The 24,046-nt window shown below is 39.3% G+C and carries 23 protein-coding genes; 9 read left to right on the forward strand and 14 right to left on the reverse strand.

The annotated features are described in order from the left end of the window. The first annotated feature begins 1 nt into the window (after window position 1). On the forward strand, window positions 2-1,324 hold the full coding sequence (locus AAC073_RS18920; RefSeq protein WP_339925374.1) for a TolC family protein: 1,323 nt from the start codon (window positions 2-4) through the stop codon (window positions 1,322-1,324). A 120-nt stretch (window positions 1,325-1,444) separates the two neighbouring features. Next, the gene (locus AAC073_RS18925; protein WP_339925375.1) at window positions 1,445-2,845 is read left to right on the forward strand and encodes a transporter substrate-binding domain-containing protein; all 1,401 of its coding nucleotides are present in this window, start codon (window positions 1,445-1,447) and stop codon (window positions 2,843-2,845) included. Here the strand turns inward: AAC073_RS18925 and crtD are convergent. Together crtD and AAC073_RS18935 are read right to left on the reverse strand one after the other, a co-directional pair. Then, the gene (gene crtD, locus AAC073_RS18930) at window positions 2,842-4,311 is read right to left on the reverse strand and encodes a 1-hydroxycarotenoid 3,4-desaturase CrtD (RefSeq protein WP_339925376.1); all 1,470 of its coding nucleotides are present in this window, start codon (window positions 4,309-4,311) and stop codon (window positions 2,842-2,844) included. The two genes, AAC073_RS18925 and crtD, sit on opposite strands and share 4 nt — an antisense overlap. A gap of 237 nt (window positions 4,312-4,548) precedes the next feature. Next, window positions 4,549-5,205, reverse strand: a complete 657-nt coding sequence (locus AAC073_RS18935; protein WP_339925377.1) for a DsbA family oxidoreductase — start codon at window positions 5,203-5,205, stop codon at window positions 4,549-4,551. 261 nt (window positions 5,206-5,466) lie between these two features. Between AAC073_RS18935 and AAC073_RS18940 the strand changes: the two genes are divergently transcribed. From AAC073_RS18940 to AAC073_RS18950, 3 genes are read left to right on the forward strand one after another with little or no spacing between them, the layout of a single operon-like run. Next, complete coding sequence (locus AAC073_RS18940) at window positions 5,467-5,811, forward strand: phage holin family protein (protein ID WP_339925378.1); 345 nt, start codon at window positions 5,467-5,469, stop codon at window positions 5,809-5,811. Further along, on the forward strand, window positions 5,808-6,140 hold the full coding sequence (locus tag AAC073_RS18945) for a hypothetical protein (RefSeq protein WP_339925379.1): 333 nt from the start codon (window positions 5,808-5,810) through the stop codon (window positions 6,138-6,140). Before AAC073_RS18940 ends, AAC073_RS18945 begins: the two co-directional genes overlap by 4 nt. After that, window positions 6,124-6,903, forward strand: coding sequence for a geranylgeranylglyceryl/heptaprenylglyceryl phosphate synthase (locus AAC073_RS18950; protein ID WP_339925380.1), 780 nt, complete (start codon window positions 6,124-6,126; stop codon window positions 6,901-6,903). Before AAC073_RS18945 ends, AAC073_RS18950 begins: the two co-directional genes overlap by 17 nt. Here the strand turns inward: AAC073_RS18950 and AAC073_RS18955 are convergent. From AAC073_RS18955 to panC, 6 genes are all read right to left on the reverse strand, one after another. Next, complete coding sequence (locus AAC073_RS18955) at window positions 6,886-7,815, reverse strand: AraC family transcriptional regulator (protein WP_339925381.1); 930 nt, start codon at window positions 7,813-7,815, stop codon at window positions 6,886-6,888. The genes AAC073_RS18950 and AAC073_RS18955 overlap by 18 nt on opposite strands. A gap of 141 nt (window positions 7,816-7,956) precedes the next feature. Then, window positions 7,957-9,096, reverse strand: coding sequence for an acyl-CoA dehydrogenase (locus AAC073_RS18960; protein ID WP_339925382.1), 1,140 nt, complete (start codon window positions 9,094-9,096; stop codon window positions 7,957-7,959). Between the two features lie 257 nt (window positions 9,097-9,353). Further along, the gene (locus AAC073_RS18965) at window positions 9,354-10,046 is read right to left on the reverse strand and encodes a zinc metallopeptidase (protein WP_020890660.1); all 693 of its coding nucleotides are present in this window, start codon (window positions 10,044-10,046) and stop codon (window positions 9,354-9,356) included. Between the two features lie 39 nt (window positions 10,047-10,085). Beyond that, window positions 10,086-11,081 carry a lysylphosphatidylglycerol synthase transmembrane domain-containing protein gene (locus AAC073_RS18970; RefSeq protein WP_339925383.1) on the reverse strand — a complete coding sequence of 332 codons (996 nt, stop codon included), beginning with the start codon at window positions 11,079-11,081 and terminating at the stop codon, window positions 10,086-10,088. After that, on the reverse strand, window positions 11,078-11,425 hold the full coding sequence (panD, locus tag AAC073_RS18975; RefSeq protein ID WP_339925384.1) for an aspartate 1-decarboxylase: 348 nt from the start codon (window positions 11,423-11,425) through the stop codon (window positions 11,078-11,080). Before panD ends, AAC073_RS18970 begins: the two co-directional genes overlap by 4 nt. Window positions 11,426-11,433: 8 nt before the next feature. Then, window positions 11,434-12,291 (reverse strand): pantoate--beta-alanine ligase, encoded by an 858-nt coding sequence (gene panC, locus AAC073_RS18980; RefSeq protein WP_339925385.1) that lies wholly within the window; start codon window positions 12,289-12,291, stop codon window positions 11,434-11,436. 127 nt (window positions 12,292-12,418) lie between these two features. Between panC and AAC073_RS18985 the strand changes: the two genes are divergently transcribed. Both AAC073_RS18985 and AAC073_RS18990 read left to right on the forward strand, forming a co-directional pair. Beyond that, a complete protein-coding gene (locus tag AAC073_RS18985; protein WP_339925386.1) occupies window positions 12,419-13,231 on the forward strand; it encodes a glycogen/starch synthase in 813 nt (270 codons plus the stop codon). Further along, window positions 13,173-14,576, forward strand: coding sequence for a DUF4270 family protein (locus AAC073_RS18990; protein WP_339925387.1), 1,404 nt, complete (start codon window positions 13,173-13,175; stop codon window positions 14,574-14,576). The genes AAC073_RS18985 and AAC073_RS18990 overlap by 59 nt, the downstream gene beginning before the upstream one ends. Before the next feature lie 200 nt (window positions 14,577-14,776). Here the strand turns inward: AAC073_RS18990 and prmA are convergent, their stop codons facing one another. Both prmA and tpiA read right to left on the reverse strand, forming a co-directional pair. Next, a complete protein-coding gene (prmA, locus tag AAC073_RS18995; RefSeq protein ID WP_339925388.1) occupies window positions 14,777-15,610 on the reverse strand; it encodes a 50S ribosomal protein L11 methyltransferase in 834 nt (277 codons plus the stop codon). An 85-nt stretch (window positions 15,611-15,695) separates the two neighbouring features. After that, on the reverse strand, window positions 15,696-16,457 hold the full coding sequence (tpiA, locus tag AAC073_RS19000) for a triose-phosphate isomerase (protein ID WP_339925389.1): 762 nt from the start codon (window positions 16,455-16,457) through the stop codon (window positions 15,696-15,698). Between the two features lie 73 nt (window positions 16,458-16,530). On the opposite strand from tpiA, the gene AAC073_RS19005 reads away from it, so the two are divergent. Continuing rightward, window positions 16,531-17,046: a regulatory protein RecX gene (locus AAC073_RS19005; protein ID WP_339925390.1), complete on the forward strand. Its 516-nt coding sequence runs from the start codon at window positions 16,531-16,533 to the stop codon at window positions 17,044-17,046. On the opposite strand, the gene AAC073_RS19010 is transcribed toward AAC073_RS19005, so the two are convergent. The 4 genes from AAC073_RS19010 to AAC073_RS19025 are packed head-to-tail and all read right to left on the reverse strand — an operon-like array spanning window position 17,021 to window position 21,430. Further along, window positions 17,021-17,671, reverse strand: coding sequence for an ATP-binding protein (locus AAC073_RS19010; protein ID WP_339925391.1), 651 nt, complete (start codon window positions 17,669-17,671; stop codon window positions 17,021-17,023). The genes AAC073_RS19005 and AAC073_RS19010 overlap by 26 nt on opposite strands. A 5-nt stretch (window positions 17,672-17,676) precedes the next feature. Continuing rightward, complete coding sequence (locus tag AAC073_RS19015) at window positions 17,677-18,117, reverse strand: hypothetical protein (protein WP_339925392.1); 441 nt, start codon at window positions 18,115-18,117, stop codon at window positions 17,677-17,679. Then, window positions 18,118-20,154, reverse strand: a complete 2,037-nt coding sequence (gene uvrB, locus AAC073_RS19020) for an excinuclease ABC subunit UvrB (protein WP_339925393.1) — start codon at window positions 20,152-20,154, stop codon at window positions 18,118-18,120. 55 nt (window positions 20,155-20,209) lie between these two features. After that, on the reverse strand, window positions 20,210-21,430 hold the full coding sequence (locus AAC073_RS19025; protein WP_339925394.1) for a DUF4105 domain-containing protein: 1,221 nt from the start codon (window positions 21,428-21,430) through the stop codon (window positions 20,210-20,212). Window positions 21,431-21,648: 218 nt separating this feature from the next. On the opposite strand from AAC073_RS19025, the gene AAC073_RS19030 reads away from it, so the two are divergent. After that, window positions 21,649-24,003: a hypothetical protein gene (locus AAC073_RS19030; RefSeq protein ID WP_339925395.1), complete on the forward strand. Its 2,355-nt coding sequence runs from the start codon at window positions 21,649-21,651 to the stop codon at window positions 24,001-24,003. Window positions 24,004-24,046: the final 43 nt, after the last annotated feature.

Here is a 24,046-nt window from a genome sequence, read left to right on the forward strand (position 1 = left end):
TATGAAAAAATTTTTATTGCTAGGTTTGGTGATGGTAATCTCCTGTAGCATTTACGCACAGCAGGAAGAGGCATTGTCTTTTGAAAAGGCCGTTGAAATTGGTTTAGAGAACAATTTTGATGTTAAAATAGCTACCAATCAGGTCTTATTGGCTGAAAATGAAAAAAAGCAGGCAGGTAGTCTTCTGATGCCAGTGCTTGATCTAAACAATACGAGAATTTATAGAAAGGAGGATACTGAGCAGGCTTTTGTAAGTGATCCGGAAAATCCCAGGATCATTCCGAATGCTCAAACCAGAAATAACAACTATAGCCTGGTCGCCATCTATGGCTTTCGGGCGGATGCAGTTGTTGCCATGCAGCGATTAGGCAAGCTGACTGAAGTAACGGAACTGGAAGCAAAAGTGGTGATAGAAAATACAGTAGCGTCTATAGCTACTACCTATTACAGGCTGGTTTTGGAGCAGCAACGCTATGAGGTGCTTGAGCATACCCTTAAACTGTCAGATGAAAGACTAGAAATAGCCAAAGCACAATACGAATTTGGACGCGCATCCAAAAGAGATTTCTTGGCTGCTCAGGTAGATTATAATGCAGATCTTACGGCGCTGGTTTCTCAAGAGCAGGTAATTCAAAATTCCAGGATAAACCTAAACGAATTGTTAGCTGTAAGGCCTGAAAAGGATTTTGTTGTAAAGGATACCATCATTATTAAGGAATCACTTTCGATAGAGGCATTAAGAGAGAGCGCATTCGACCAGAACAAAACTTTTTTGGCAACCCAGAGAATGGAAAATGTTGCCTACCTGCAATTGAAAGAATTAAGAGCTCAACGGTTACCCACTATTACCTTGAATGGTTCTTATATTGACAATACCTTGAATTCTGATGCTGGCTTTTTATTAAGCAATCAACAGCAAGGGATAAACCTGGGCGCTACCATAAGTTTAAATCTATTTAGCGGTTTGTCGCTTAACCGACGGATTCAGGCAGCAAAAATACAGATCAATAATCAAAAGCATTTGATGGAGCAATATCAGAATCAAATGCTGTCAGATTTACAGCGCACCTTCAATACCTATGAAAATAGTAAAAGGCTTTTGGAGATCGAAAGAAAAAACTATGAAGTAGCTGTAGAGAGTTCTGATATCACTTTGGACAGGTTCCGTTTGGGCATTACCAATTACCTTGAGTTTAGAGATGCACAAGTAAGTAGGCTCCAAGCTGAGAGTAGATTGATAGAATCTCTTTATACGATTAAGGAAAATGAAATAGAGCTCATGCGGCTTTCTGGTAAGATTTATTTTGCTGATAGGGGTATGTAAGGGCAATATAAATTGTTAATTACCTCATTTGTCATTAACATTTTGGGAAGCTAATTTTGGTATATTAAGGATAAAAGACTATAATTGAGGTCACCAAAGCAGGATTAGAGCGCCCTCTCTATGTCAAAAACCAATATTTATTACTTTTTCTTGATCGTTTTTGCCTTTGCATTGATTTCCTGCAAGCCAAAAGAAGATGAAAAGAAAGCACCAAAATATTGGGAATTTCCCGCAGAATTAGACTTTGACGCCATAAAAAAACGAGGCTTTATAAGGGCCGTAGTAGACAATTCTTCTACAAGCTATTATATCTACAGAGGCAGAACAATGGGCTATGAGTTTGAATTGCTCAGAAATCTAGCCAATCAATTAGGAGTTAACCTAAGATTAATCGTAAGACATGACCTGGAAGATGCTTTTCGCTTATTGAACAAAGGGAAAGCAGATATTGTAGCCATCAACTTTGAGGTAAATGAGGAGCGAAAGAAATTTGCCAACTTTACCGACCCCGTCAATACCATGAAAACAGTAGTGGTTCAGCGGAAAGACAATTCTCATGTGGATAGTTTGTCTCAGCTTTCTAACAAGAAAGTATTTATTAAAAAAGGAACCATTTACAAGGAGCGACTTATTGCACTCAGTGATTCCCTTTCCTTATCTCTTTCCATAGAAGAAATAAACACTAGTCTTGAAGACCTTATCACGCAAGTGATTCAGGAAGAAATCGACTATACAGTAGTTGACAATGATATTGCTTTGGTGAATGCTACCTACAATGATGTATTAGACGTTAACCTTATGGTCAGTCAGCCAAATCCTGTTTCATGGGCTATACGTAAAAATGCCCCTCAGCTTGGAACCAAAATCAATGAATGGATTGAAAGAATTGATAGGACTGGTTATAAAGCCATATTGTATCATAAATATTTTTTGAACAAGAAAAACAGTTACCACAGGTCCTCTTCAGCCTTTTCTTCTGTCTCGGGAGATAGAATTTCTGCCTACGATGACATTATCAAAGAAGGCGCAAATGACCTGGGTTGGGATTGGAGGTTGTTGGCAGCACTTGTTTATAAAGAAAGTCGCTTTAATCACTCTGCTGTATCTTACGCAGGAGCTGTAGGATTACTTCAGCTCATGCCAGTAACCTTACAACGATTTGGAGTCAATGATCCAAATAACCCCAACGAAAGTCTAAAAGGTGGCGTGAATTACCTGAAATACTTGGATGGGTTTTGGCTTGAGCGGGTACCTGATAACAACCAACGGATAAAGTTTATTTTGGCGTCCTATAATGTTGGGCATGGGCACGTACAGGATGCCTGGCGATTGGCTTATAAATATGGTAAAGACAATAAAAGATGGGAAAATGTAGCCTATTACCTGGAGAGGAAATCAAAACCTGAAGTGTATCGTGACCCTTGGGTAAAAAGCGGCTATGCCAAAGGCCATGTTACGGTGAGGTATGTTCGCGAAGTGTACGGTTTGTATGAATCTTACAAGGTGTTGGTAGACTCTTAAGGATTGGGAATCATGTCTGCCATGATTTTAGCGGACAATAAGCACAAAGGAATTCCACCACCTGGATGTACACTGCCACCACAAAAATAGAGCTTGTCTATTGCTGAGCTATAATTCGGATGCCTTAAAAAAGCAGCATACTTGTTGTTTGAACTGTTGCCGTATAAAGCGCCATTGGCAGAAGAGGTTTTGGTTTCAATACCTATGGGATCCAGAATTTGCTCCACTTCGATTAAGGGCTCAATGTCAGTATTTAGGGTGGCATTGATTTTTTTGACAATGAATTCCTTTGCTTTAGTTTTTAATTTATCCCAGTCCTGACCTTGGTTGTTGGGGACGTTTATCATTGTAAACCAGTTCATGGAGCCTTCAGGGGCATCGTCTTTTTTATGGATTGATGTGATATTAATATAAACCGTTGGATCTTCGTACAAGTCTTTTTTCTCGAAGATGGCCTTGAATTCCTTTTCATAATTGTTGCTGAAAAGTATATTGTGGAGTTCCAGTTCTGGGAAGTTTTTTTTTATCCCCCAGTAGAATATCAAAGCTGAGCTGGATTTGGGTTGCTTTAAAAGCCTTTTTGGTTGCTTTTCTTCTTTTAGGATAGTCTTATAAGCAGTAACCATGTCCATGTTATTGATCACCAAATCGTAATAATAGGTTTTTCCTCCTGCTATTACTCCTTTTGCTATTTTGTTCTTAACCAGAATTCTTTCTACAGGTTGACTAAAATGAAATTGGACACCTAGCTCTTTGGATAGATTGAACAGACTTGTGGTAATGTCATGCATCCCTTTGACAGGGAAAAAAGCTCCCTTATTGAATTCCAGATGTGGGATAATGTTTAAAGTGGCTGGGGTTTGAAATGGGTTTGATCCGTTATAGGTGGCATATCGGTTAAATAACTGTACAAGTTTGGGATGTTTAAATTGTTGTGCATTGGCCTTATTCATCGTCTTGAAAAGTCCTAGCTTGCCCATTCTCAAATAGGAACGCAAGGCCTTTTTATTGAACCAAGTGCTCCATTTGTGCAAAGACTTATGCATGAACAAAGGGGCGAGGTGTCGGTAGATATAGGCTGAATTACTCAGCGCTTTTTTGATGTTTTCGGGTGATTCCCCAAGTTGGTTTTTTACCTCCTCAGCGAATTTATCCACTTCAGCATAAGCACTTAATTTTGTGCCGTCCTCCCAGAAATAATTACAATTGATCTCAAGTCTTTTGTATTGGAAATAGTCTTCTGTTTTTTTACTCGCCAACTCAAATAATTCCTCAACTTGTTCCGGCAGCGTAAATAGAGAAGGGCCAGCATCAAAACGATAACCGTTCATGGTAATTTCGGATAATTTACCTCCTGGATATGTGTTCGCCTCAAATACAGTGACCTGATACCCTTTTATAGACAATCGAATAGCTGCTGCCAATCCAGCAATGCCTGAACCTACTATTATAACCTTCTTTTCCATGGATTTAAATCAAATTAGATCTTCTATTAAATCTATCGGTGATCGGAAGAGATCCAATTTATAAGAAATACTGTTCCTTAACAAATGATGTAACCAACTTGATAGAAGGGCTTTTTGTTAGCCGATTTCAGGTTTTTTTGAGAATTAATCCAGCATTTCGTCAACTACCCCGAACTGGCTACTCCCTTATTAATCTATCGTTTTCAAGATTTTCCAGTTAGGAGCCATAAATAAGGACTAAATTTCAGTAGCTGTTGGTGCCGCTACCCATTCTTTAAAAGATTGTTCGATTGCTTCAGCAAAAACCTTAGCTTCTTGAGCACCACTTATTCCGTACTTACGGTTGAAAACAAAGAAGGGGACTCCTTGGATTCCGATTTGTTTGGATTCCATGATGTCTCTTTTGACTTCGTCAGTATAATTATCGCTATGTAATGTATCGGATACATTGGATAGTCCTATTTCATTGGCTAGCTCAATTAATGTGGGAATGTCATCTATATTTTTTCCCTCTATAAAGTAGGCATTAAGTAATCGCTCTTTGGTTTCCAATTGTAACCCCTGTGTTAAAGCAAGTTGTAGGAGCCTATGACTTCTAAAGGTGTTGGCCACTACAGCGTGGTCCATTTGGTAATCAAGGCCCTCGATAGCGGCTTGTTGCGTGACATAAGCCGTCATCTCTTCTGCCTTTGCTAGCGAAACACCTTTACTTTCGGAAAGGTATTGAACCACCGTTTTATTTGTGTCAGTCTCAATTTCAGGGTTTAACTGGAAACTTCGATAAATGACCTCGATTTGGTCTTTTTGATCGAAGTTAGCCAATGCATTTTCAAAACGTCGCTTGCCTATGTAACAAAATGGACAAACTATGTCACTCCAGATTTCTATTTTCATTGCTATATTGCTTATAAATTCTCTTTGATTCCCCAGAAATAATGGGTTACCAACAGTGCTGATAACAATTCACCAGGTACTTCGGTTCTAGTGTTTGAAATTATGTTTACCAGATGTTAATTATCTTCGTAAATTTATGGTTAATTGGGACAGTGAAATTTATTTTCTAGTCAGCTAACTTTTCTTGCAAGGTTTTTGATGTAACTAATAGTAACTTGATTTACACATTTTAAAAATTGTTAATAAAACCCCTATGTCAATATGAATCAGATCATTACTACAATTAAAAAATTGATAGAAGTTAGGGTAGATATTATAAAAGCCGAAATTGTCGACCAAATAAGTTCAGTCGTAGCAAGGGTTGCAGTCATTGTTTTGATCGTTTTATCTGCTTCGTTTATTTTGCTTTTTGGTAGTATTGCACTTGCTTTTTATTTTAGCGAATTATACGGAAGTACCTCAATCGGCTTTTTATTGTTAACAGGCATTTATTTAATAATATTTTTGTTTTTGGTATTTTTGAGAAATGCAATGTCATTTCAAAGTGTACTCAAAAATTCCCTTTACAAGTTTGTTTTCTTATTTAAAGACAGAAAAGACGGATGATGAAAGAAGATTTGTTAAAGCAGTCAAAAGAACTAGAGCAAACTTTGGAGAAGCAACTGCAGTTTTTAAGACAGGATTCTCAAGTATATCTTAAAGTTGGGGGTTTGGCCGTACTTGGAGGTATTCTTGCCGTATATTCAGTGAACCGTTTAAAAGGTAAGTCCAAAAAGAAGGTTGCCAAAAAGAAAAAGGGAGCAAAGAAAAAGGGCTACAGCTTTTTTGGGAACCTAAGAAGTAGGCTATTCTGGATGTTAGTAACCGTTGGGAAAGCAAAACTTATGGAAACCTTAATGGCTAAAGTGGTCGCAGAAGATGAACCGAAAAAATGACCTTCGCGCATTACTTTACGAGAAAAACAAGAAAGGAATGAAAAGCCTAGCCTTACTGATTGATCCAGAGAAGATTGACAAGCAACCATCACTGGATTTACTAAATGAACTTTCTCACGGTCTATTGATAGATTTCTTTTTTGTAGGGGGTAGCTTGGTAGAACCCAAGCGTCTTGATCAATGTTTGCGTAGACTTAAAGAGGTCACCCAAAGCAATGTTCCAATTGTTTTGTTTCCCGGTAGTGTAATGCAACTTTCAGAAGAAGCGGATGCTATTTTGTTTCTTTCCCTAATATCGGGTAGAAATCCAGATTTATTGATTGGTCAACACGTACTGGCTGCACCCACACTGTCTAAGAGCACAATTGAGGTTTTGCCTGTAGGGTACATGCTAATCAATGGGGGAGCAAGTACTAGCGTGGAATACATGAGCCAAACGATTCCAATTCCCCACAATAAGCCTGATATAGCAGTGGCCACGGCTTTGGCAGGCAACTTCTTAGGATTGCCCTTGTTTTATCTTGATGCTGGCTCAGGTGCAAGTCTCCCCGTCTCTAAGAAAATGATCAAGGCGGTAAGCAAAGAAGTGAAATGCCCATTATTGGTAGGGGGAGGCATACAATCCTTGGACCAAGCAAAAGAGGCATGGAAGGCTGGTGCGGATGTACTCGTTATTGGCAATGGGGCAGAAAAAAACCCCAGCTTGATCACTGAGGTTTTGCAATATGCTAAATTTTATAATTCATCATTGAACGTTAATTAACGATTCTCTACGTCTCATTTTTCCTGCGGGCAGTCCGTACATCATTTTAAACCTTCTACAGAAATAGGCAGTATCCTTGTATCCGACTTCTTTGCCAATGTCGCGTATACTCTTTTTCGTGGTTCTTAACAGTTCCACTGCTGCTTCCATTCTTTGGTACTCAATATAATCCTGAGGGTTAATACCTGTCAGCATTTTAAAGTACTGACCAACGTAATCTTCAGAAACATTGGCAACTTTTGCAAGCACTTTATTGGATAGGTCTCCACCAATGTTTTTCTTGATATAATTGAACATGTCTATCAAGCGGGGATCCTTGAAGTAGGTACTGTTGGTAGATAATTCTTCTACAAACAGTCTGTTTTTAAGGATATGACGAACCAATTCGACCACAAGTAATTCAGTATAGAGCTTTATTACTCTTTCCTTACCGGGGGTATTTTGTTCTGATTCCTTCACTACATCTTCAATGATGGAAGCGATCCGGTCATTAAACCTAATTACAAAAGCAGGTATGCCTAGGGAGTTAAAGAAATTGACAACATCGAATACCTTTGCTTCGAAAGTGACTGAGGTGATACAGTCATCTTCTAGGTTTTTTATGTTTTTGAAGCTGATAGTCTGAAGATATTTCTTTTTATTTTCTAAAAAATTATCATTGTTAGTCTCGTTCCTTTTAGTGACTGTACCGAAGGACACCCTAGTAGGTCGAGCTGCTGGAATAAATAAAATTTCTCCCTCGTTAACAGATTCTTGGTCCTCTCCAAAATTCAACGATCCTCGGTGAAGAAGGATGGCTGTATTTTCAGAATCTGTATAATCGGTGATGGTTACAGGTCGCTCAATTTTGAAGTTGTTTCCTTTAACGTACCTTACGCCAACCGACTCTATCACCTTATTGTAATATTCCATGATTAGTGCATTTAGAGTTATTTTTTGTAAAAGTATATTTTTTTTCTGATTTATTATGACATTTGGAGATAAAAAATTAGAATAAACTAAATTCCGATTTGAAAATTACTATATATTTTTAATTTTCTACTACTTATACAATTAGCTTAAAAGCTTTCTGGATATAATTATTTTTTGAATTTCTGAGGTCCCTTCATAGATTTGTGTGATTTTTGCGTCCCTCATCATTCGCTCAACGTGGTATTCTCGCACATAACCATAACCACCATGAATCTGTACCGCCTCAATTGTGGTTTTCATGGCTACCTTTGAAGAGTACAATTTGGCCATTGCACTCGATTTTACATAGGATTCATTTTTGTCTTTTTTTAAGGCAGCTTTATAACATAACAAGCGGGCGGCTTCTATTTCTGTATCCATGTCTGCCAGCTTAAATTGAATGGCTTGGTGTTCACTGATAGGTTTGCCGAAAGTCTTTCTTTCTTTGGCATATTTTACGGACAGATCCAATGCGCCAGCAGCGATACCAAGTGCCTGAGCAGCAATTCCAATACGTCCACCATTTAATGTCTCCATGGCAAATCTAAAACCAAAACCTTCCTCACCTATTCTGTTCTCTTTGGGAACCTTCATATCCGTAAACATCAAAGAGCAGGTATCAGAAGCCCGAATGCCCATTTTGTCTTCCTTTTTACCGACATCAAAACCTTTCCATCCTCTTTCAACTATGAATACTGATATTCCACGATGTTCTTTCTCTTTGTTGGTTTGGGCCACCACCAAGTAGAAATCAGCAGAAAAACCATTCGTTATCCAATTTTTTGTACCATTAATGAGGTAATGATCGCCTTTGTCAACGGCCGTAGTTTTTTGAGAGGTGGCATCAGATCCTGCTTCAGGTTCTGACAAGGCAAATGCACCGAGGCGTTTGCCAGAGGCCAGTGGGGTAAGGTATTTTTCTTTTTGCGCTTCTGTACCATATTTTTCCAAACCCCAACAAACAAGAGAGTTGTTTACAGACATGATGACACCAGCCGAGGCATCGACCTTAGATATCTCCTCCATCGCAATAACGTAAGAAAGGGTGTCCATCCCCCCTCCTCCAAATTCTGGAGGAACCATCATCCCCATAAAGCCCATTTCAGCCATTTTTGCAATCAATTCTTTAGGAAACTCCCCTTTGATGTCCCTTTCGATTACTTTTGGTAAAAGTTCTGCTTTGGCAAAGTCTGAAGCCGCTTCCTTTATGGCCAGTTGCTCTTCGTTCAGTTCAAAATCCATATTTCTGAATTAATTTAATGCTTCACAATGCGACAATAGTTGAATCCTTAGATAGATTTTCATTAGTCCCTACCAATAATAGTAGTTGAATTGATATTAATTAAATTTTTACCTAAACCATGGCTTATTGTGGAATTTTGCGATCATTCAAATCAATGAATTCCATTCCTTTTGGGTTTAGTGCCTAATAGATATACCCGAAAAATAAAAAAGGGGCAACGCTGCCCCTTTAATTAATTTAAAATAAGTTATTTCAACTAGTCCCTGTTACCGAAAAAGATGAACATATAATAAGCTAGAGTGGCCATTGAGGCCAATGCTGCAACTACATAAGTCATAGCAGCCCATTTCAATGCATCCTTGGACATGTCATATTCTTCAGGTGTTACTACGTTTCTCTGCTTAACCCATGCCAAAGCTCGGTTACTAGCATCAAATTCTACTGGTAGGGTTATAACACTGAAAAGTGTTAACATGCTATAAGCACCTACTACCACTACCCCTACGGCTTCGTAAGGCAGGCCAAATAAAGCTATTCCTCCAAAAAGGGAGGCAATCAATACCACGTTTAATATTTTACCACTTATGTTTTGAATAGGCACCAAGGTTGATCTCAGTTTCAACCAAGCGTAAGAATTTGCATGTTGTACCGCATGACCACATTCGTGGGCTGCCACAGCTGTAGCAGCAGCATTTCTGCCATAATAAACGTCAGTACTTAGATTTACTGTATTGTTCATTGGGTTGTAGTGATCAGATAACTGTCCTTCAACACAATTGACTTTTACGTTATGGATGTTGTGATCCGCTAGCATCAACTCCGCAATTTCTTTACCGGATAGATTGGCTTTTAAAGAAACCTGTGAGTACTTTTTAAACTTTTTCTTAAGCTTGTTACTAACAACATAGCCAAGAATTGCAAAAACAACTACAATTAGTATAATTCCCATTTTCTATTTTAATTACTTGATTTTTTCTTCTAAACGAATTTATACATTCAAGGTTACTTCCTTCTTCCTGAAAAGGTAAAGAAAGCTAATCCCACCCAGAATTAAAACAATCATGATCTGAGAGGTATGAACTAGCATCGCAAATATCTTGCCCTGCTCCTCTGATACACCATAGTAAAGTAGGATGAATGCAACCATTGCATGGAAGGTGCCTATGCCTCCTTGAACGGGGGCGATCATTCCTATGCTGCCCATTACCAACACCATCAAGACGGAAGTGGCTGATAATGTGTGGGTAGCAGGTATGGACAAGGCCATCCAATACATCATTAAAAAATAAATTATCCAAATTGAAAAAGTGACGACCCAAAATCCAACTTTATTTTCCATATGGATAAGTGTCTCTAAGCCACTGACAAATTGTCGTGCAAACTGACGAAGTTTGCCTAACCAGGCAGTCTTTTTGAATTTTTGATACGCAAATGCAACCAAAACCAACAAAATAAAAAAGAAGAAGAATGCCCAATAGAAGTATTCGACAACGAAAGCTGTGATTGCGTCGATAGAAACTAGATTATTAAAAATTTCAATAAAAATGCTTCCTTCTAGTAAGAAGGCCAAGGCAATAATAAATAGCATGAAAAGCATGTCTATTGTTCTTTCCAGGACCACTGTACCGAAGATTTTACCAAATTTGATAGGGTAGTTTTTTCTAACAGCTCCACACCTGGCCACTTCTCCAGCTCTCGGGAAAATTAGGTTGACTAAATTGCCAAACATTAAGGACCAGAAAATCGGGATTGTCTTTACGTGGATGGTTTCTTTGGTAGCAATTAAGTTCTTCCATCTCCAAGCCCTGAGCCAAAAGCCTAGCAAGCCAATAAACATGGCAGCGGAAAACCACAAAAGGTCCGTCCCCTTAAGCGCTTCTAAAATGACTTCGCTTTCAATATCTCGGTAGAGGTAATAAAAGATCAAAAGTGCCGCTAATAAGGGAACGATTGCTTGAAGGCTGTTGATTAACCGATTGCTCAAATCAATTTGTTTTGGCCATCAGGGAAAATTATAGTGGGTTTGTATTTTTTAGCTTCTTCAAAATCCATGCTTGCGTAGGAAATGATGATAACTACATCTCCAACTTGCGCTTTACGCGCTGCTGGGCCATTGAGACAGATTTGACCTGAATCCCGCTCTCCCTTGATGACATAGGTCTCAAGGCGTTCACCATTGTTGATGTTTACAATCTGAACTTTTTCATTTTCGATAATATTAGCTGCTTCCATTAAGGTCTCATCAATGGTGATGCTGCCTACATAATGAAGTTCTGCCTGGGTAATTTTTACCCGGTGAATTTTTGATTTTAATAACTGGATTTGCATGTCATTAGTTAGATGTGACTAGCACGAATGATAATATTGTCTATTAGTCGTACTTGTTCTATGTGTGCCGCGATACAAATGGCGAACGGTTTTCCGGGTAATGGGTTCTGGATGGGAGTGAAATTAATTGTTTCTACCATTTCCAGATACTCGGGGATTATGTTGTGAGGAGATAGAATTTCCTCAATGGCTTTGTCTTTAATGTTCAACCAATCTCCACCACTTAAAAGTTCATCCTTACATTTCGTTAAGGTTTTGTACAAGGTAGGTGCAGTTTCTCTACCTTCATTGCTGAGCCTTTGGTTTCTGGATGAAAGGGCTAATCCATCAGACTCTCTAATGGTTGGGACAACTTCTATTTTTATATCAAATGAAAGATCGCTCACTATTTTTTGAATGACGGTGACTTGCTGAAGATCTTTTTGGCCAAAAAAAGAAATGTCGGGTTTGAGAATATGGAATAGCTTGGAAACAACTACGGCTACACCGTTAAAGTGTCCAGGTCTAAACCTGCCCTCTAATACCTGTTCCATTGACCCAAAATCAAATTTCATCAATACTGGTTTAGGATAAATTTCCTTTTCGGAAGGCACAAAAACGACGTCTACACCTTCTTCTCTTAAAATGGCTAAATCAGCATCTAAGGTCCTTGGGTATTTCTGCAGGTCTTCGGAGTTATTAAATTGAATGGGGTTGACGAAAATGGACACAATGGTAAGATCCGTTTTCTTTTTAGACTGGCGGATCAATTCTAAATGACCACTGTGCAAAGCCCCCATAGTAGGGACAAGACCAATGGACTTATCAAGGCTTTTAAAACCCTTTAAGTGCTGTATTACAGAAGGTATCGTTTCGTGTATTTCCAAGGCCTGTTTTGAAATGGAATAGGAAAATAGGTGCAAAAGTATATTATTCTGAATAAAAACAATGGAAATTGCTGATTTTTTTGTAAATTTGTAGTCCCGTTATATCCCTTAATTAAACACACACGATATGTCTAAACTTCGTATCCTTTACGTAGCAAGCGAAATTAACCCATTTCTTCAAACTTCTGAAGTTGCTAATTTTGTAAGAGCCCTGCCCCAAGCAATGCAGGAAAAAGGAATGGAAATCCGAATTTTGGTACCTAGATTCGGATTGATTAATGAAAGAAAGAACAGGTTGCATGAGGTTGTAAGGCTTTCAGGTATCAATATATCAGTAGGTGAGGAGGAGAAACCATTGATAATTAAAGTTGCTTCTATTCCAAATGCCAAATTACAGGTTTATTTTATAGACAATGAAGACTATTTTCAAAGGAAAAGCGTTTTCTTTGACAAGCAGAATAAATTTTACGAAGACAATGACGAAAGAGCCATTTTCTTCTGTAAAGGAGTACTAGAAACCGTTAAGAAATTAGGCTGGGCGCCTGATATAGTTCATTGTAATGATTGGATGACCAGCCTTATACCGCTGTATCTAAAAACAACTTACAAAAATGAGCCTCTTTTCAAAGAAACAAAATCTATATATGCCATTTATAATAACGGATTTAGTCATAAATTTGGAGACGACTTATTCGATAAAATAAAAATGGTGGATATCGATGACACGCTTCTTGCCCCATTGAAGTCCAAAGACTATGAAGGATTTGTAAAACTGGGAATGGAATATGCGGACGTTGTTGTTAAGGGTGAGGACATTTCCGAAAGCCTGGCTGCCATGATACAAGAATCATCTAAAGAAAAACAGTTTGAAATTAATAGTGATGAACAAGACGAGCTTTTTGAAAGCTATTACAATATCTACACAGACCTTGCGGGTTAAATTTCTCGGGGCACTGTGCTCAATTGTTATTTTTGCCGGAGCTTGTTCCGATCCATCCGAAATCGGATTGGTTTTGGATCCAGGATCCAATCAGATAGGGGTATTTTATGAAGAAATATCCCTATCTTCTTTCTTAGTATTGGAAGATTCTCTCAATACTACAAATCAGAGTCGATTGGTAGTGGGGGGTGACCATAGCGATATTTTTGGTACTACCGAATCAATAGGCTATAGTAGGCTTTCCTTCAATCCCGGAGGAACTTTACCCGATGACAATGCCATATTTGATTCCGCGATCTTTAACTTCAATATTGTTGACTTAATTGCCGATGATTTTGAGGTAGAAAAGGAATTCAAAGTGCATAGATTGTTAGAGGCCATAGAAGATACTACCTATTACAGTTTTGATGCCCTTGATTTTGAAGAAAACACTACCCTGGCGGAAGGTTCCTTCTTATTGCAAGCTGATACTGTCAATCAGGTGAGTATGGATCTTAATCCAGATTTTGCAGCGGAGCTTTTTGGTAAACTTACTTCCCAAGATCCTGCCTTCGATGATATCTTTGCCTTTAGAGCGTATTTTCCGGGAATTGTTATCAAAGGAGATCCAGCTCAAAACACATCCATTTCTTTGGCCATCGGCGGGGGGACAGGCATTACCATGTATTACCATTACGATGGGGATACGGTGTCAACCTCGTATCCTATAAACACTATACAATCAAGGCATTTTAATCAGGTTATCAGTGACAGGCAGGGAACGGTTACAGAGCAGATAGATGAGAAAAATGTTGCCTATGATGTGGCAGGTGATAAAGTTGGTGTTAAAGCTGGCTTAGGGATGCTGCTCAAGCTAGACATGGACCCTTTGCATGAATTTTTGGATACCCTAGAGAATGTTACCTTCAACCAGATTTTGCTTGAGGTAGGTCCGGTAGACGAATATCCAGAAGGTAAAAATCCTTATGGTGCGCTAGTCATGTATTTTGCAACCGATGGCGGTGAATTCTATAGAAGGGATTTTGATGGGTCAAAAGTGGCTGTGCAAGGAGAAAACAATACCCAAACAGGTTTTGATCAAGATGGAAATATTGTTCCGGTGACCGGTAACCAAACAGGTTTGGCCTTTAATACTGAAACGGGTGTTTATTCCAACCAGATTACTTCCTATGTGAATGCGCTGTATCGCTCAGGTCTGGTGAAAACAGATTTGTTTTTATACCCAAATACACCAAGTACTGAAAGTGGCGTTGTGACCTATGATGCTTTTAAGCGATCCTTGAAAGAATTTGTTGTGGATAAGGATCAAATTAAAATTAAAATATATTATTCCAAAATAAGATAAGGAAAAACCATGAAGCGGTTGATCCGAAGTTTTAGAAGTGAGTAATTTCAATAAAATTTAAAGAGACGGAAGCAATTCATTGTTTACCGTCTCTTTTTTTGTTGCAGTTGCAAATCAATCTATGCGGATTGCATTTAACCTTGTGAGATTTGAGGTTAAAACCTGTTATGCGGGTTTATCGCATTACTTCCCTTTCTAAATCAGGCTTTCTCAAACAATAGGGAGGTCCATTTATTGCGGATCTTTTCACCTAAGGGTCGCAACCCATTTTCTGCTGCTTTTTGGCTTATATCAGTTATGTCGGTGTCGTAAAACCCACTTAGAAGTAATTTACCCCCTTGCAAAAGTCTAGCCGCATAAACTTCCATTTCATCCAACAATACATTTTTATTGATGTTGGCGAGAATAAGGTCGTAAGACTCTTCTATTTCTACTGACCTTATGTCACCTATCTGCATGGAAAGGTCATGGAAATCATTGATTTCAAAATTTTCGTTCCCATTTTCCACACTCCATTCATCTATATCAAAGGCAGTGACTTTAGCAGCGCCCAGCTTCATGGCCATTATTGCCAATATTCCTGTTCCTGAACCGGCATCCATTACTATTTTTCCTTCATGGCTTATTTCATTTTGCCATTCGAGCATAAGGTAAGTTGTGGAATGATGCCCTGTCCCAAAGGACATTTTCGGGTTAATTACAATTTCATGCTGGTGATCATTGCCTCTGGAAGGGTGGAAAGTAGCCCTCACGTACACCATGTCTCCAACGGATATGGGATCGTAGTTTTTTTCCCAAGCCTCGTTCCAGTTAATTTTGGCCAATACACCTGCTTCGATTTTGATCTCAGCTTCTTGTTGATATTGGCTAATTACCCCCTGCCATAATTCTTCTACTTGATCCTCTTGCAGGATGTAAGCGTCAAAGCCAATTGGCGTCTCCAAGAAAGAATCAAAGCCTATATTTGCCAATTCGGCCATCAGAATTTCTCTGTACTCTTCCTTACAGCTAATTTTAAATTCTAAGTATTCCATGGACGAAACGTGTTGATTTGAAAAATATAAAAGTGCCCAGGCATATTAGATCCCGGGCAATTGTCCTCACTAGTAAGGAGTGGGTTTAGAAAGATTTTGCGATATCTACAAAATCCCTGGATTTTAATGAGGCTCCACCTATTAATCCACCATCTACATCTGCCTTGGAGAATATTTCTTTGGCATTGTCTGGTTTGCAACTTCCTCCATAAAGAATAGAAATTCCCTCAGCTACAGCTTCACCATATTTTGAGGCAAGGTGCTGACGAATGGCGGAATGCATTTCTTGTGCTTGATCAGAAGAAGCAGTTTTACCTGTTCCTATGGCCCATATTGGTTCGTAAGCAAGAACTAATTTTTTTATTTCGTCTTCACTAAATTTAAACAGGCTTTCTGTCAGCTGTTTTTTTACATAATCTTCATGCGTTCCTTCCTCTCTAATTTCTAAAGGTTCTCCACAACAGAAAATCGGAGTTAAATTATTAGAAAGCGCTTGTTTGGTTTTTTCTGTCAGCAATTCGTTACTTTCATTGAACATGGCCCTTCTTTCACTGTGACCGATGATTACAAATTCAGCACCAAATGAGGCCAGCATAGCAGCAGAAGTCTCTCCAGTATAAGCACCAGCATCTTTGTCTGAGCAATTTTGAGCACCTAGCGCAATGCTGTCAACACCTGCTATAAGTTTTTTTACTCCATGAAGATGAACAAAAGGAGGATTTAAGATTACTTTAACGTCCTTAATTGGTTCGTCATTTATCATGTTTACTATCTCAGAAGTAAGTTTTTGACCTTCTTCAAGTAAGCAATTCATTTTCCAGTTACCAGCAACAATTTTTTTTCGCATGATATTTCTATTTAGATTTATATATTTGGTCAGGATTATCCTGTTAATGTACCAAAAGTTAAAATTACGTAAAATGTCAGTTCCAGAAAAAGGAAATATGGATTCAGGTTCAAAAAAGAAAAGTAGCTATTCTAAAGCGCTAAAAAAAATAGCAGGTTATTGTGCGTATCAGGAACGGGCCATTTCTGAAGTGGTTTCCAAGTTAGATGAAATGGAATTAGAAATGGGGGATAGAGAAAAGATTTTACAAACGCTCCAAGATCAGGATTTCATCAATGAAAAGCGATTTGTTGAAAGCTTTGTTAAGGGTAGGTTTAATCTGAAAAGGTGGGGGAGAATCCGAATTCGTCAAGAGTTGAAGATGAGAGGCATACCTAATCAATTGATACAGAAAGGGCTGGAGCTATTGGCACCTGAGGAATACCAGGACACCCTGCTACACCTTGCTGAAAGAAAATGGAAGCTTACTAATGAAGAGAATTTGTACAAGAGAAAAACCAAGGTTGTCCGTTTTTTAGTCTTTAGGGGTTTTGAACCGGACCTTGTTTGGGAAGTAGTAGAGGCTATAAGTACAAATGATTCGCTTTAGTGATAAATTTGTCCTCAGACTCCTGCGGAATGATCTCTAAAACATTGGCAAGTACAAGTTTCACAAGCGTTCTGGAAGCGATGTATACCGGTATGCGGGCCATGGCCATGAATTCCTTCAGCGTTATATAAGGTTGTGTGGCCAAGGCTTTCATAAGTAACTCTTCCTTTTTCCCATATTTGAAAATTACATTTTTAGGGCTTTTTTTTCGTTTCATGATTTCCCACATCTCTCTGCTGGCCTGAATACTCCTGTCGGCAACCCTCACATAGGCCTTTCTCTTTTTTTCTTCTAAAGTGAAATGGGGGGCATCATTGCTTTTTAAAATCTTGTAGATTGCCACGCCCTTTTTTTGATTGATCGCCAGGATACTTCGCTCCACCAGCATAGGTGGATGGATCAATTCTTTGATTGCTTTGTCCATTGCATATACTTCTTCTTCAATATAACGTTGCCCGCTTACTGTACCGTCATCATCGACGCCTAACAGTAAGTAACCACCATCGGTGTTGGCCATCGCTATCATTTCTTTGACGATTTTCTCAGGGTGAGCAGCCTTCTTTTTGAATTCCACATGCAGGCCTTCTCCTTTTTGAGCTAGTTTTGTAATGTCCTGTAGGGTCATTTTTTTTAGTTTATCAAAAACGCGAGGCCGACCCTTACTCCAAGTGCCTGCCGCTGAATATAATAGTCTGTAATACCTTCCAATCGGAGCCTGTAGGTTAAGTTATAGGTATAACCAGCTCCAAGGCCAAGATCTGCACCATTACCCAAAAGCGCACGGGCACGAAGAAATATGGGTTCTAGCGGATAGTACCTTAAGCCTACAGTTACTTGATTGGGGTGATTGATATTGAATTCGTAACCCCCTGAAAAAGACAGCTGATGGCGATAAAAATAATTGACCTCAGTTCCAAATTGTGCTCTTTCAAGGATATTGTGCAAATCTGTTCTTATCAAATCCATGCCCGCACTTACTAGAAAACTGCCACCAGCCTGTTGGGCCTGTAAATTGGCGGTGTTTAAAAGTAAGCAACTTGCTATTAGAAGGATGCCTTTTAAAATTTTCATTTACTTGCCTACGTTTATGATGTCCAGTCTTTTCTTTAATCCCATCCATTCGTCTCGCAACCTTGCTGCCTCCATAAAGTTTAATTCCTTGGCCGCTGCCTCCATTCTTTTTTGGGTTTGCGTAATTAGCTTCTCGAGTTTTTCCCTACTCAAATATTGAATAACTGGATCCGCCGCTATGTCTATGTCTTCTGGGTTATTCTCCACATATATCTTAGCATTTTTCTTACTGTCAGCAACTTTGGTCTGGCCCATGATCTTATCACGTGATTTGATTACAGTCGTCGGAGTGATGTCATTTTCGTCATTATAAGCGATCTGTCTGGCCCTTCTTCGATTGGTCTCCTCTATGGCAAATTGCATACTCTCGGTCGTTTTATCCGCATACATGATCACTTTTCCTTCTGAGTTTCTAGCGGCCCGTCCAATCGTTTGAACCAGACTTTTCACATTTCGTAAAAAACCTTCCTTGTCGGCATCGAATATAGCAACCAGAGCAACTTCTGGTAGGTCCAACCCTTCTCTCAAAAGATTCACACCTACTAAAACATCAAAAATTCCTAACCTGAGCTCTCTCAATATCTCCACCCTATCGAGTGGTTTGACTTCTGAGTGAATGTATCTTGATTTAACACCCACTTTAGCCAAGTACTTATCTAGCTCTTCAGCCATCCTTTTGGTAAGTGTGGTTACCAAAACCCTGAATCCATTTTTTATAGTCTGGTCAATTTCGTCCAGTAAGTCATCAATCTGATTCGCACTAGGCCTAACTTCAATTACTGGATCTAAAAGACCTGTTGGACGGATAATTTGTTCGATTACCACGCCTTCGGATTTGTTTAATTCGTAATCTCCTGGGGTTGCACTAACATAGATGACCTGACTTGTAAGGGCTTCGAATTCATCAAATTTTAAAGGTCGGTTGTCTAGCGCTGAAGGGAGCCTGAATCCGTAATCTACCAGGTTGGTTTTTCTGGACCTATCTCCACCCCACATTGCCTTTACTTGTGGTAAGGTGACATGGCTTTCATCGATGACCATTAAAAAGTCGTCAGGGAAATAATCCAAAAGGCAGAAAGGCCGAGTACCAGGTAGCCTTCTATCGAAATACCTGGAATAGTTTTCCACTCCTGAGCAGTAACCTAGCTCTCGAATCATTTCGAGGTCAAACTCTGTTCTTTCTTTCAGCCTTTTGGCCTCCATTAGTTTCATGTCTCGCTCAAATGCCCCCACCTGAGCGACAAGGTCATCCTGGATTTCGTGTATGGCTGTATCGATAACATCCCTTCCGGTTACAAATAAGTTGGCAGGGAAGATGGTGATTAATTTTTCGTCTGATAATTTTTTACCGCTCTCAGGATCCACCCTTTGTATGGCTTCTATTTCGTCTCCCCAGAAAAATATTCTATAGGCAAAATCTCCATAAGCCACAAAAATATCTACAGTGTCTCCTTTTACCCGGAAAGTTCCTCTAGTGAAGTCTCCCGAAGTCCTGCTGTATAGAATCTCTACGAGTCTGAATAAAAACTGATTTCTTGGCACCCGGTCTCCTTCCTGAACTTTTATCACGTTTTTACCAAACTCATCAGGGTTACCAATACCATAAATGCAGGATACAGAGGCGATCACAATTACGTCTCTTCTCCCAGATAGTAATGCAGATGTTGCAGATAGTCTTAACTTTTCAATTTCTTCATTGATGGCAAGGTCTTTCTCTATATAGGTACTACTTGTAGGTATAAAAGCCTCTGGCTGATAATAGTCGTAATAGCTTATAAAAAACTCAACCGAATTGTCAGGGAAAAACTGTTTGAATTCACCGTACAATTGAGCCGCCAGGGTTTTATTATGGCTTAAGACTAAAGTAGGTTTCTGAACCTGCTGAATGACATTGGCAATGGTAAAGGTCTTTCCCGAACCTGTTACCCCAAGCAATACTTGGGAGGGTTCATTCGCATTTACACCTTCAACCAATTTTTGAATAGCCTTGGGCTGGTCTCCAGTGGGGACATAATCTGAAATAATATTGAAGCTCATTTATTCTTGAATTATATACCTACAACGTCAGATGGGTGCTGAATAGTTTTATAGATCAGGTCCTTTTATTTAAAGTACTAAACCTACCCAGGTTGTAATACAGAAAGTTTGTCCTGAGAATAACAATAAGTAGCAATGGAAGGATGCTTGGGTGAAAGGATTGAAAACCCAGTATCCATATAATTAATGCTATATCAGCCAAAATCATTGCGGCTAATAACAACGTTTTCAGAATCGCTTTGTTGGGTTTTCGGAACAATAAATAGGCGATATACAAATGACCTGGAAATGCCCAAAATAGGTTCCAGTTGTTTTTGGTTTGAGAATGTGCCGTGAAGAACCAAAGGAAAACAATCAATATCCCAAGCAAGCCCAAGACAGTGAATAGGGTTATATCGAAGCCCTTAAACAATCGCTTTTTCTTAAAACCTATAAATGTCAGTATACCTACCAAAATGGCAAACGTCCAAAAGATTACATAAGGATTGACTAGGTTTATCCCCGTTCCCCTTGTTTCTGGGAAATCGTATATCAAGTTGTTTTGACTAACAAGGGGTCGCTCAGGCCCGTCGCCTATGATCGTGGCACGTTCAAAAGCCGCTTCAAGGTAATCCGGTAAAAATGCTTTTTCCGCTTCAGTAGCTTCTCTGTCTATCACTGCGCCAAGGGCCAAGTCTATACCCAGGTCAGACCAAGGTAGCGTGTAAACGTATTCATCAATCAGGTTTCGAAATGTTTTGTTTTTATTCTCACTGGGATAATTCCATTTCAATGATTCTCCTAATACCGTTTCCATCATGTCTGTGATTCTGGTGGTACAATTGTCAAAAAAGAAATCATACCTGTATTTTCTGTTTTCAGGTTGGTAGTTGGTTTGTAGGAAGGCTACGATCTTTTGGCTTTGCTCTTGTGAAAGGTTAAGTTCCTGCTCTCTGACATTTCGTTTGAAATAATTGTATTCACGTAAAAAATTCTCCGTGGTGGTCAGGGATAGTTGGTAATCTAAAGTCCTTCGCATGAATTTTATGTAAAAGAAAGGCGTGTTAAAATCAAATGTTCCGTAGTTAAATACCAGGTCCTGCCCACTTTCCAATTCTAAAATCCGTACAGCAGTGTGTCCGAAAGTGGAATAAAGTTCATCTCCTGGGTCACAGGTCAGCAAACTGATTTTGTACTGAGCAGCATTAGCGGGAAGGGTAAGTAAAACACCAAGAATAAGAGATAGCCCTAGAAGGAGTGGTTTACGGAAGGTGCGCATTTGAATTTCTAATTGCATAACTTTTTAAGCAGTATGAAAAGAGGTACCAGATTACTCCACAAATTTAAAGTAATATTTGGGTTATCCAGACATCGATTTTTTAAATGATATGCATGCAGGTTCGTTGGTAATCAAAAGTTAATACAGTATATAAATAGTGTTTCTATGTTTATGTCTATTATAAGTTTTGAAAAGTGAGGTAAAATGCCTATTTTAATTAATTATTCATTTTTATTATGGATATTTTTTATAGAATAGCGTTTTATCATTATCTAAAATGGTTTTTATCGACCGGGTTATTTGCTGCGCTATTTTTGCTCTCCTATTCCCATTTAATTGCAGCTATTCCACTAGACAATACTTGCTATAGAACCAGCATGGAGGATGATGGCGTAGGAGATTGGGATGATCCAGCCACTTGGGAACGGTACAATGGAATTACTTGGGTGCCGGCAATTGACTATCCAAACAGGACCAGCAGGGCATTTATTGGTTGGAGAAATGAAGTGCGACTGACCCAAAATGAGGAAGTTGGAATTTTGTATCTTTTTGCTGAAACCATTGGGGGTGTGGACCCAGGACCTAAGCTAAACTTGCAAACCAATGAATTGTGGGTGTATGGTCAACTTCATAGTATTTCAGAAGATGCTGAAGGATTTATTTATCATCAATCTACTTCTCTAATTACAGACTGGATCTATCCGGAGACAGGAACCCTAGTCTTTAAAGGAGACAGTCGGACGGTGGTTGACCGGAATTCCTGGAGTGCAAGTAACTTGAATAGCCGATTTGGAGTGATATTCGATCCAGGTGCCGATGAAACGCTGGTGGTAAATTCCGCAATGAAAGCCAATAGCTTTCTTATTCGGAGCGGCACGGTAAGGCAAACTGTAAATGAGGATCTCATTCAAACCTATACATCGACCTTTTCTTTCAATACACATTCGGATTTTGGTACTGCCGATTATGGTGATTTTAAGATATTACCTGGAGCGACCTTGATTTCTGAAGGCACTAAAGTCTTTAACGAGATTATTCGAAGGTCAGAAAGCAAGCCAGCCAGTTCATTTGTCCTCGAAGAAGGAGCCAACCTAATACTGTTAGGGGAAGCACCCATTATTGAAGCCGTAAATGTGCAGTTGGATGGGAAGGTGACTTATGCTGGTGAAGGCGTTTCCCAGGAATTTCTGGTTAGTAGTTTTGCTAGCTCAGCAACTGAATTTGTTTACAATCATCTTTCTTTTAGTGGAGCTGCAGAAAAAATACTCCCTGATGAATTAAAGGTAAGCGGTGACATGCAATTTGAGGATGGTGGGAATGTGAATGGGGAAGCAACACGGTTTATACCAGTTGGAGAAAATGATCAGCTGATCAATATCCCCTCGTTTTCCCTAGATAAATTTCAGATGGTCAAGGCAACAGGAATAATTTCCCTCCAAAATGACCTTAGTATTATTAGTTCCTTTGACCAACTCGTAGGGGCCATTGATTTTTTAGGCAATTCCTTGTCCCTTAATTTTGGGTCTTCTGGGACCTACAATTATTTAAGTGGCGATTGGCTTAATTTGGATGAAGTGGTCTATCAGAATCTCCCGACTATTTTGGATGAGGGGAATGCACTGTTTCCATTTTTTGACAGTGAGTTTGGCTTTCAGCGGCATTTACTGTTAGAAGGCACGCTTGCCGGATCTGAAAATAGCCTTGCGATTCGTCATGTAGAAAATCCTGGTGTAACGTATGATCCAGGGTATAATGATACGGATGGGAGCAAGATCGTTTACCAACTCAATAGCTATTTTGAAATGACGGGTACTGCTGGAGCTGCCTCGGAAGTTAATATTTGGGTGCTTTCGGACGACTTGGGAATACATGATGTCAACCATTTGCGGTTGACAGGAAATTTGGAGGCAGCGACAGGTACCCATGTGGCAGCACGAGATATTGGCGGTAAATTATGGGCCGGTAGGGAAGTCGCCTTTAATGAATTGGCCAACAATGCGTTTGCGATTGCGAGCATTAGCGAATTAAGTGTGCTGCCTTTGGAATGGCTGAACTTTGATGCGTTTTTTAAGGGAAACGAAGTCCTTCTCTCATGGGTCAATGATCCTAAATTTCCAACCCAATATACCATTTTAAGGACCCAGGGGCCAACCATGGAATTCTTTCCTGTTGGCGTTTTTTCTAGTGAAGATTTTGGCGTTGAATTGTCTTTTAAAGACCTGTCCTTTCCTGTGGATCAAGCTTACTGGTACTATCAGGTTAAAGGGGAGGATGTTGAGGGAGAATTGAGCTATAGTCCGGTAATAAGGGTAAATAACCCTATGCTTAGCATTGAGAAGCCAGATATCTATCCAAATCCTTATCATGGAGGCGAGATTCATTTAGCTCTATTTGGAATAAAGCCCGAACATCAGATTGCTTACAGCATTTGGAATTCAGGAGGGAAATTGTTTTTAGAGGGATATCTTGAGGGAGCATTGGGTAATATACCTTTAGAAGAAGGCTTAAAAGCTCTTCCCGTAGGAAGCTATTTTATCCTGCTTCAATCCCAAAATAAATTGTTTCGGTTAAGGTGGTTAAAAGTTAATTAATTAGGTTTGAATGTTGGGTACTGCAATTTATGAGCGCGCTACA

The sequence above is a fragment of the uncultured Cyclobacterium sp. genome, assembly GCF_963977555.1.
Taxonomy (GTDB): Bacteria; Bacteroidota; Bacteroidia; order Cytophagales; family Cyclobacteriaceae; genus Cyclobacterium.

What these genes read in the sequence shown, in the direction of transcription:
- AAC073_RS18920 (WP_339925374.1), top strand. Translation starts at nt 2, where the DNA reads ATGAAAAAATTTTTATTGCTAGGTTTGGTGATGGTAATCTCCTGTAGC.
- AAC073_RS18925 (WP_339925375.1), top strand. Translation starts at nt 1,445, where the DNA reads ATGTCAAAAACCAATATTTATTACTTTTTCTTGATCGTTTTTGCCTTT.
- crtD (WP_339925376.1), bottom strand. Translation starts at nt 4,311, where the DNA reads ATGGAAAAGAAGGTTATAATAGTAGGTTCAGGCATTGCTGGATTGGCA.
- AAC073_RS18935 (WP_339925377.1), bottom strand. Translation starts at nt 5,205, where the DNA reads ATGAAAATAGAAATCTGGAGTGACATAGTTTGTCCATTTTGTTACATA.
- AAC073_RS18940 (WP_339925378.1), top strand. Translation starts at nt 5,467, where the DNA reads ATGAATCAGATCATTACTACAATTAAAAAATTGATAGAAGTTAGGGTA.
- AAC073_RS18945 (WP_339925379.1), top strand. Translation starts at nt 5,808, where the DNA reads ATGATGAAAGAAGATTTGTTAAAGCAGTCAAAAGAACTAGAGCAAACT.
- AAC073_RS18950 (WP_339925380.1), top strand. Translation starts at nt 6,124, where the DNA reads ATGAACCGAAAAAATGACCTTCGCGCATTACTTTACGAGAAAAACAAG.
- AAC073_RS18955 (WP_339925381.1), bottom strand. Translation starts at nt 7,815, where the DNA reads ATGGAATATTACAATAAGGTGATAGAGTCGGTTGGCGTAAGGTACGTT.
- AAC073_RS18960 (WP_339925382.1), bottom strand. Translation starts at nt 9,096, where the DNA reads ATGGATTTTGAACTGAACGAAGAGCAACTGGCCATAAAGGAAGCGGCT.
- AAC073_RS18965 (WP_020890660.1), bottom strand. Translation starts at nt 10,046, where the DNA reads ATGGGAATTATACTAATTGTAGTTGTTTTTGCAATTCTTGGCTATGTT.
- panD (WP_339925384.1), bottom strand. Translation starts at nt 11,425, where the DNA reads ATGCAAATCCAGTTATTAAAATCAAAAATTCACCGGGTAAAAATTACC.
- AAC073_RS18985 (WP_339925386.1), top strand. Translation starts at nt 12,419, where the DNA reads ATGTCTAAACTTCGTATCCTTTACGTAGCAAGCGAAATTAACCCATTT.
- AAC073_RS18990 (WP_339925387.1), top strand. Translation starts at nt 13,173, where the DNA reads ATGAACAAGACGAGCTTTTTGAAAGCTATTACAATATCTACACAGACC.
- prmA (WP_339925388.1), bottom strand. Translation starts at nt 15,610, where the DNA reads ATGGAATACTTAGAATTTAAAATTAGCTGTAAGGAAGAGTACAGAGAA.
- tpiA (WP_339925389.1), bottom strand. Translation starts at nt 16,457, where the DNA reads ATGCGAAAAAAAATTGTTGCTGGTAACTGGAAAATGAATTGCTTACTT.
- AAC073_RS19005 (WP_339925390.1), top strand. Translation starts at nt 16,531, where the DNA reads ATGTCAGTTCCAGAAAAAGGAAATATGGATTCAGGTTCAAAAAAGAAA.
- AAC073_RS19010 (WP_339925391.1), bottom strand. Translation starts at nt 17,671, where the DNA reads ATGACCCTACAGGACATTACAAAACTAGCTCAAAAAGGAGAAGGCCTG.
- AAC073_RS19015 (WP_339925392.1), bottom strand. Translation starts at nt 18,117, where the DNA reads ATGAAAATTTTAAAAGGCATCCTTCTAATAGCAAGTTGCTTACTTTTA.
- uvrB (WP_339925393.1), bottom strand. Translation starts at nt 20,154, where the DNA reads ATGAGCTTCAATATTATTTCAGATTATGTCCCCACTGGAGACCAGCCC.
- AAC073_RS19025 (WP_339925394.1), bottom strand. Translation starts at nt 21,430, where the DNA reads ATGCAATTAGAAATTCAAATGCGCACCTTCCGTAAACCACTCCTTCTA.
- AAC073_RS19030 (WP_339925395.1), top strand. Translation starts at nt 21,649, where the DNA reads ATGGATATTTTTTATAGAATAGCGTTTTATCATTATCTAAAATGGTTT.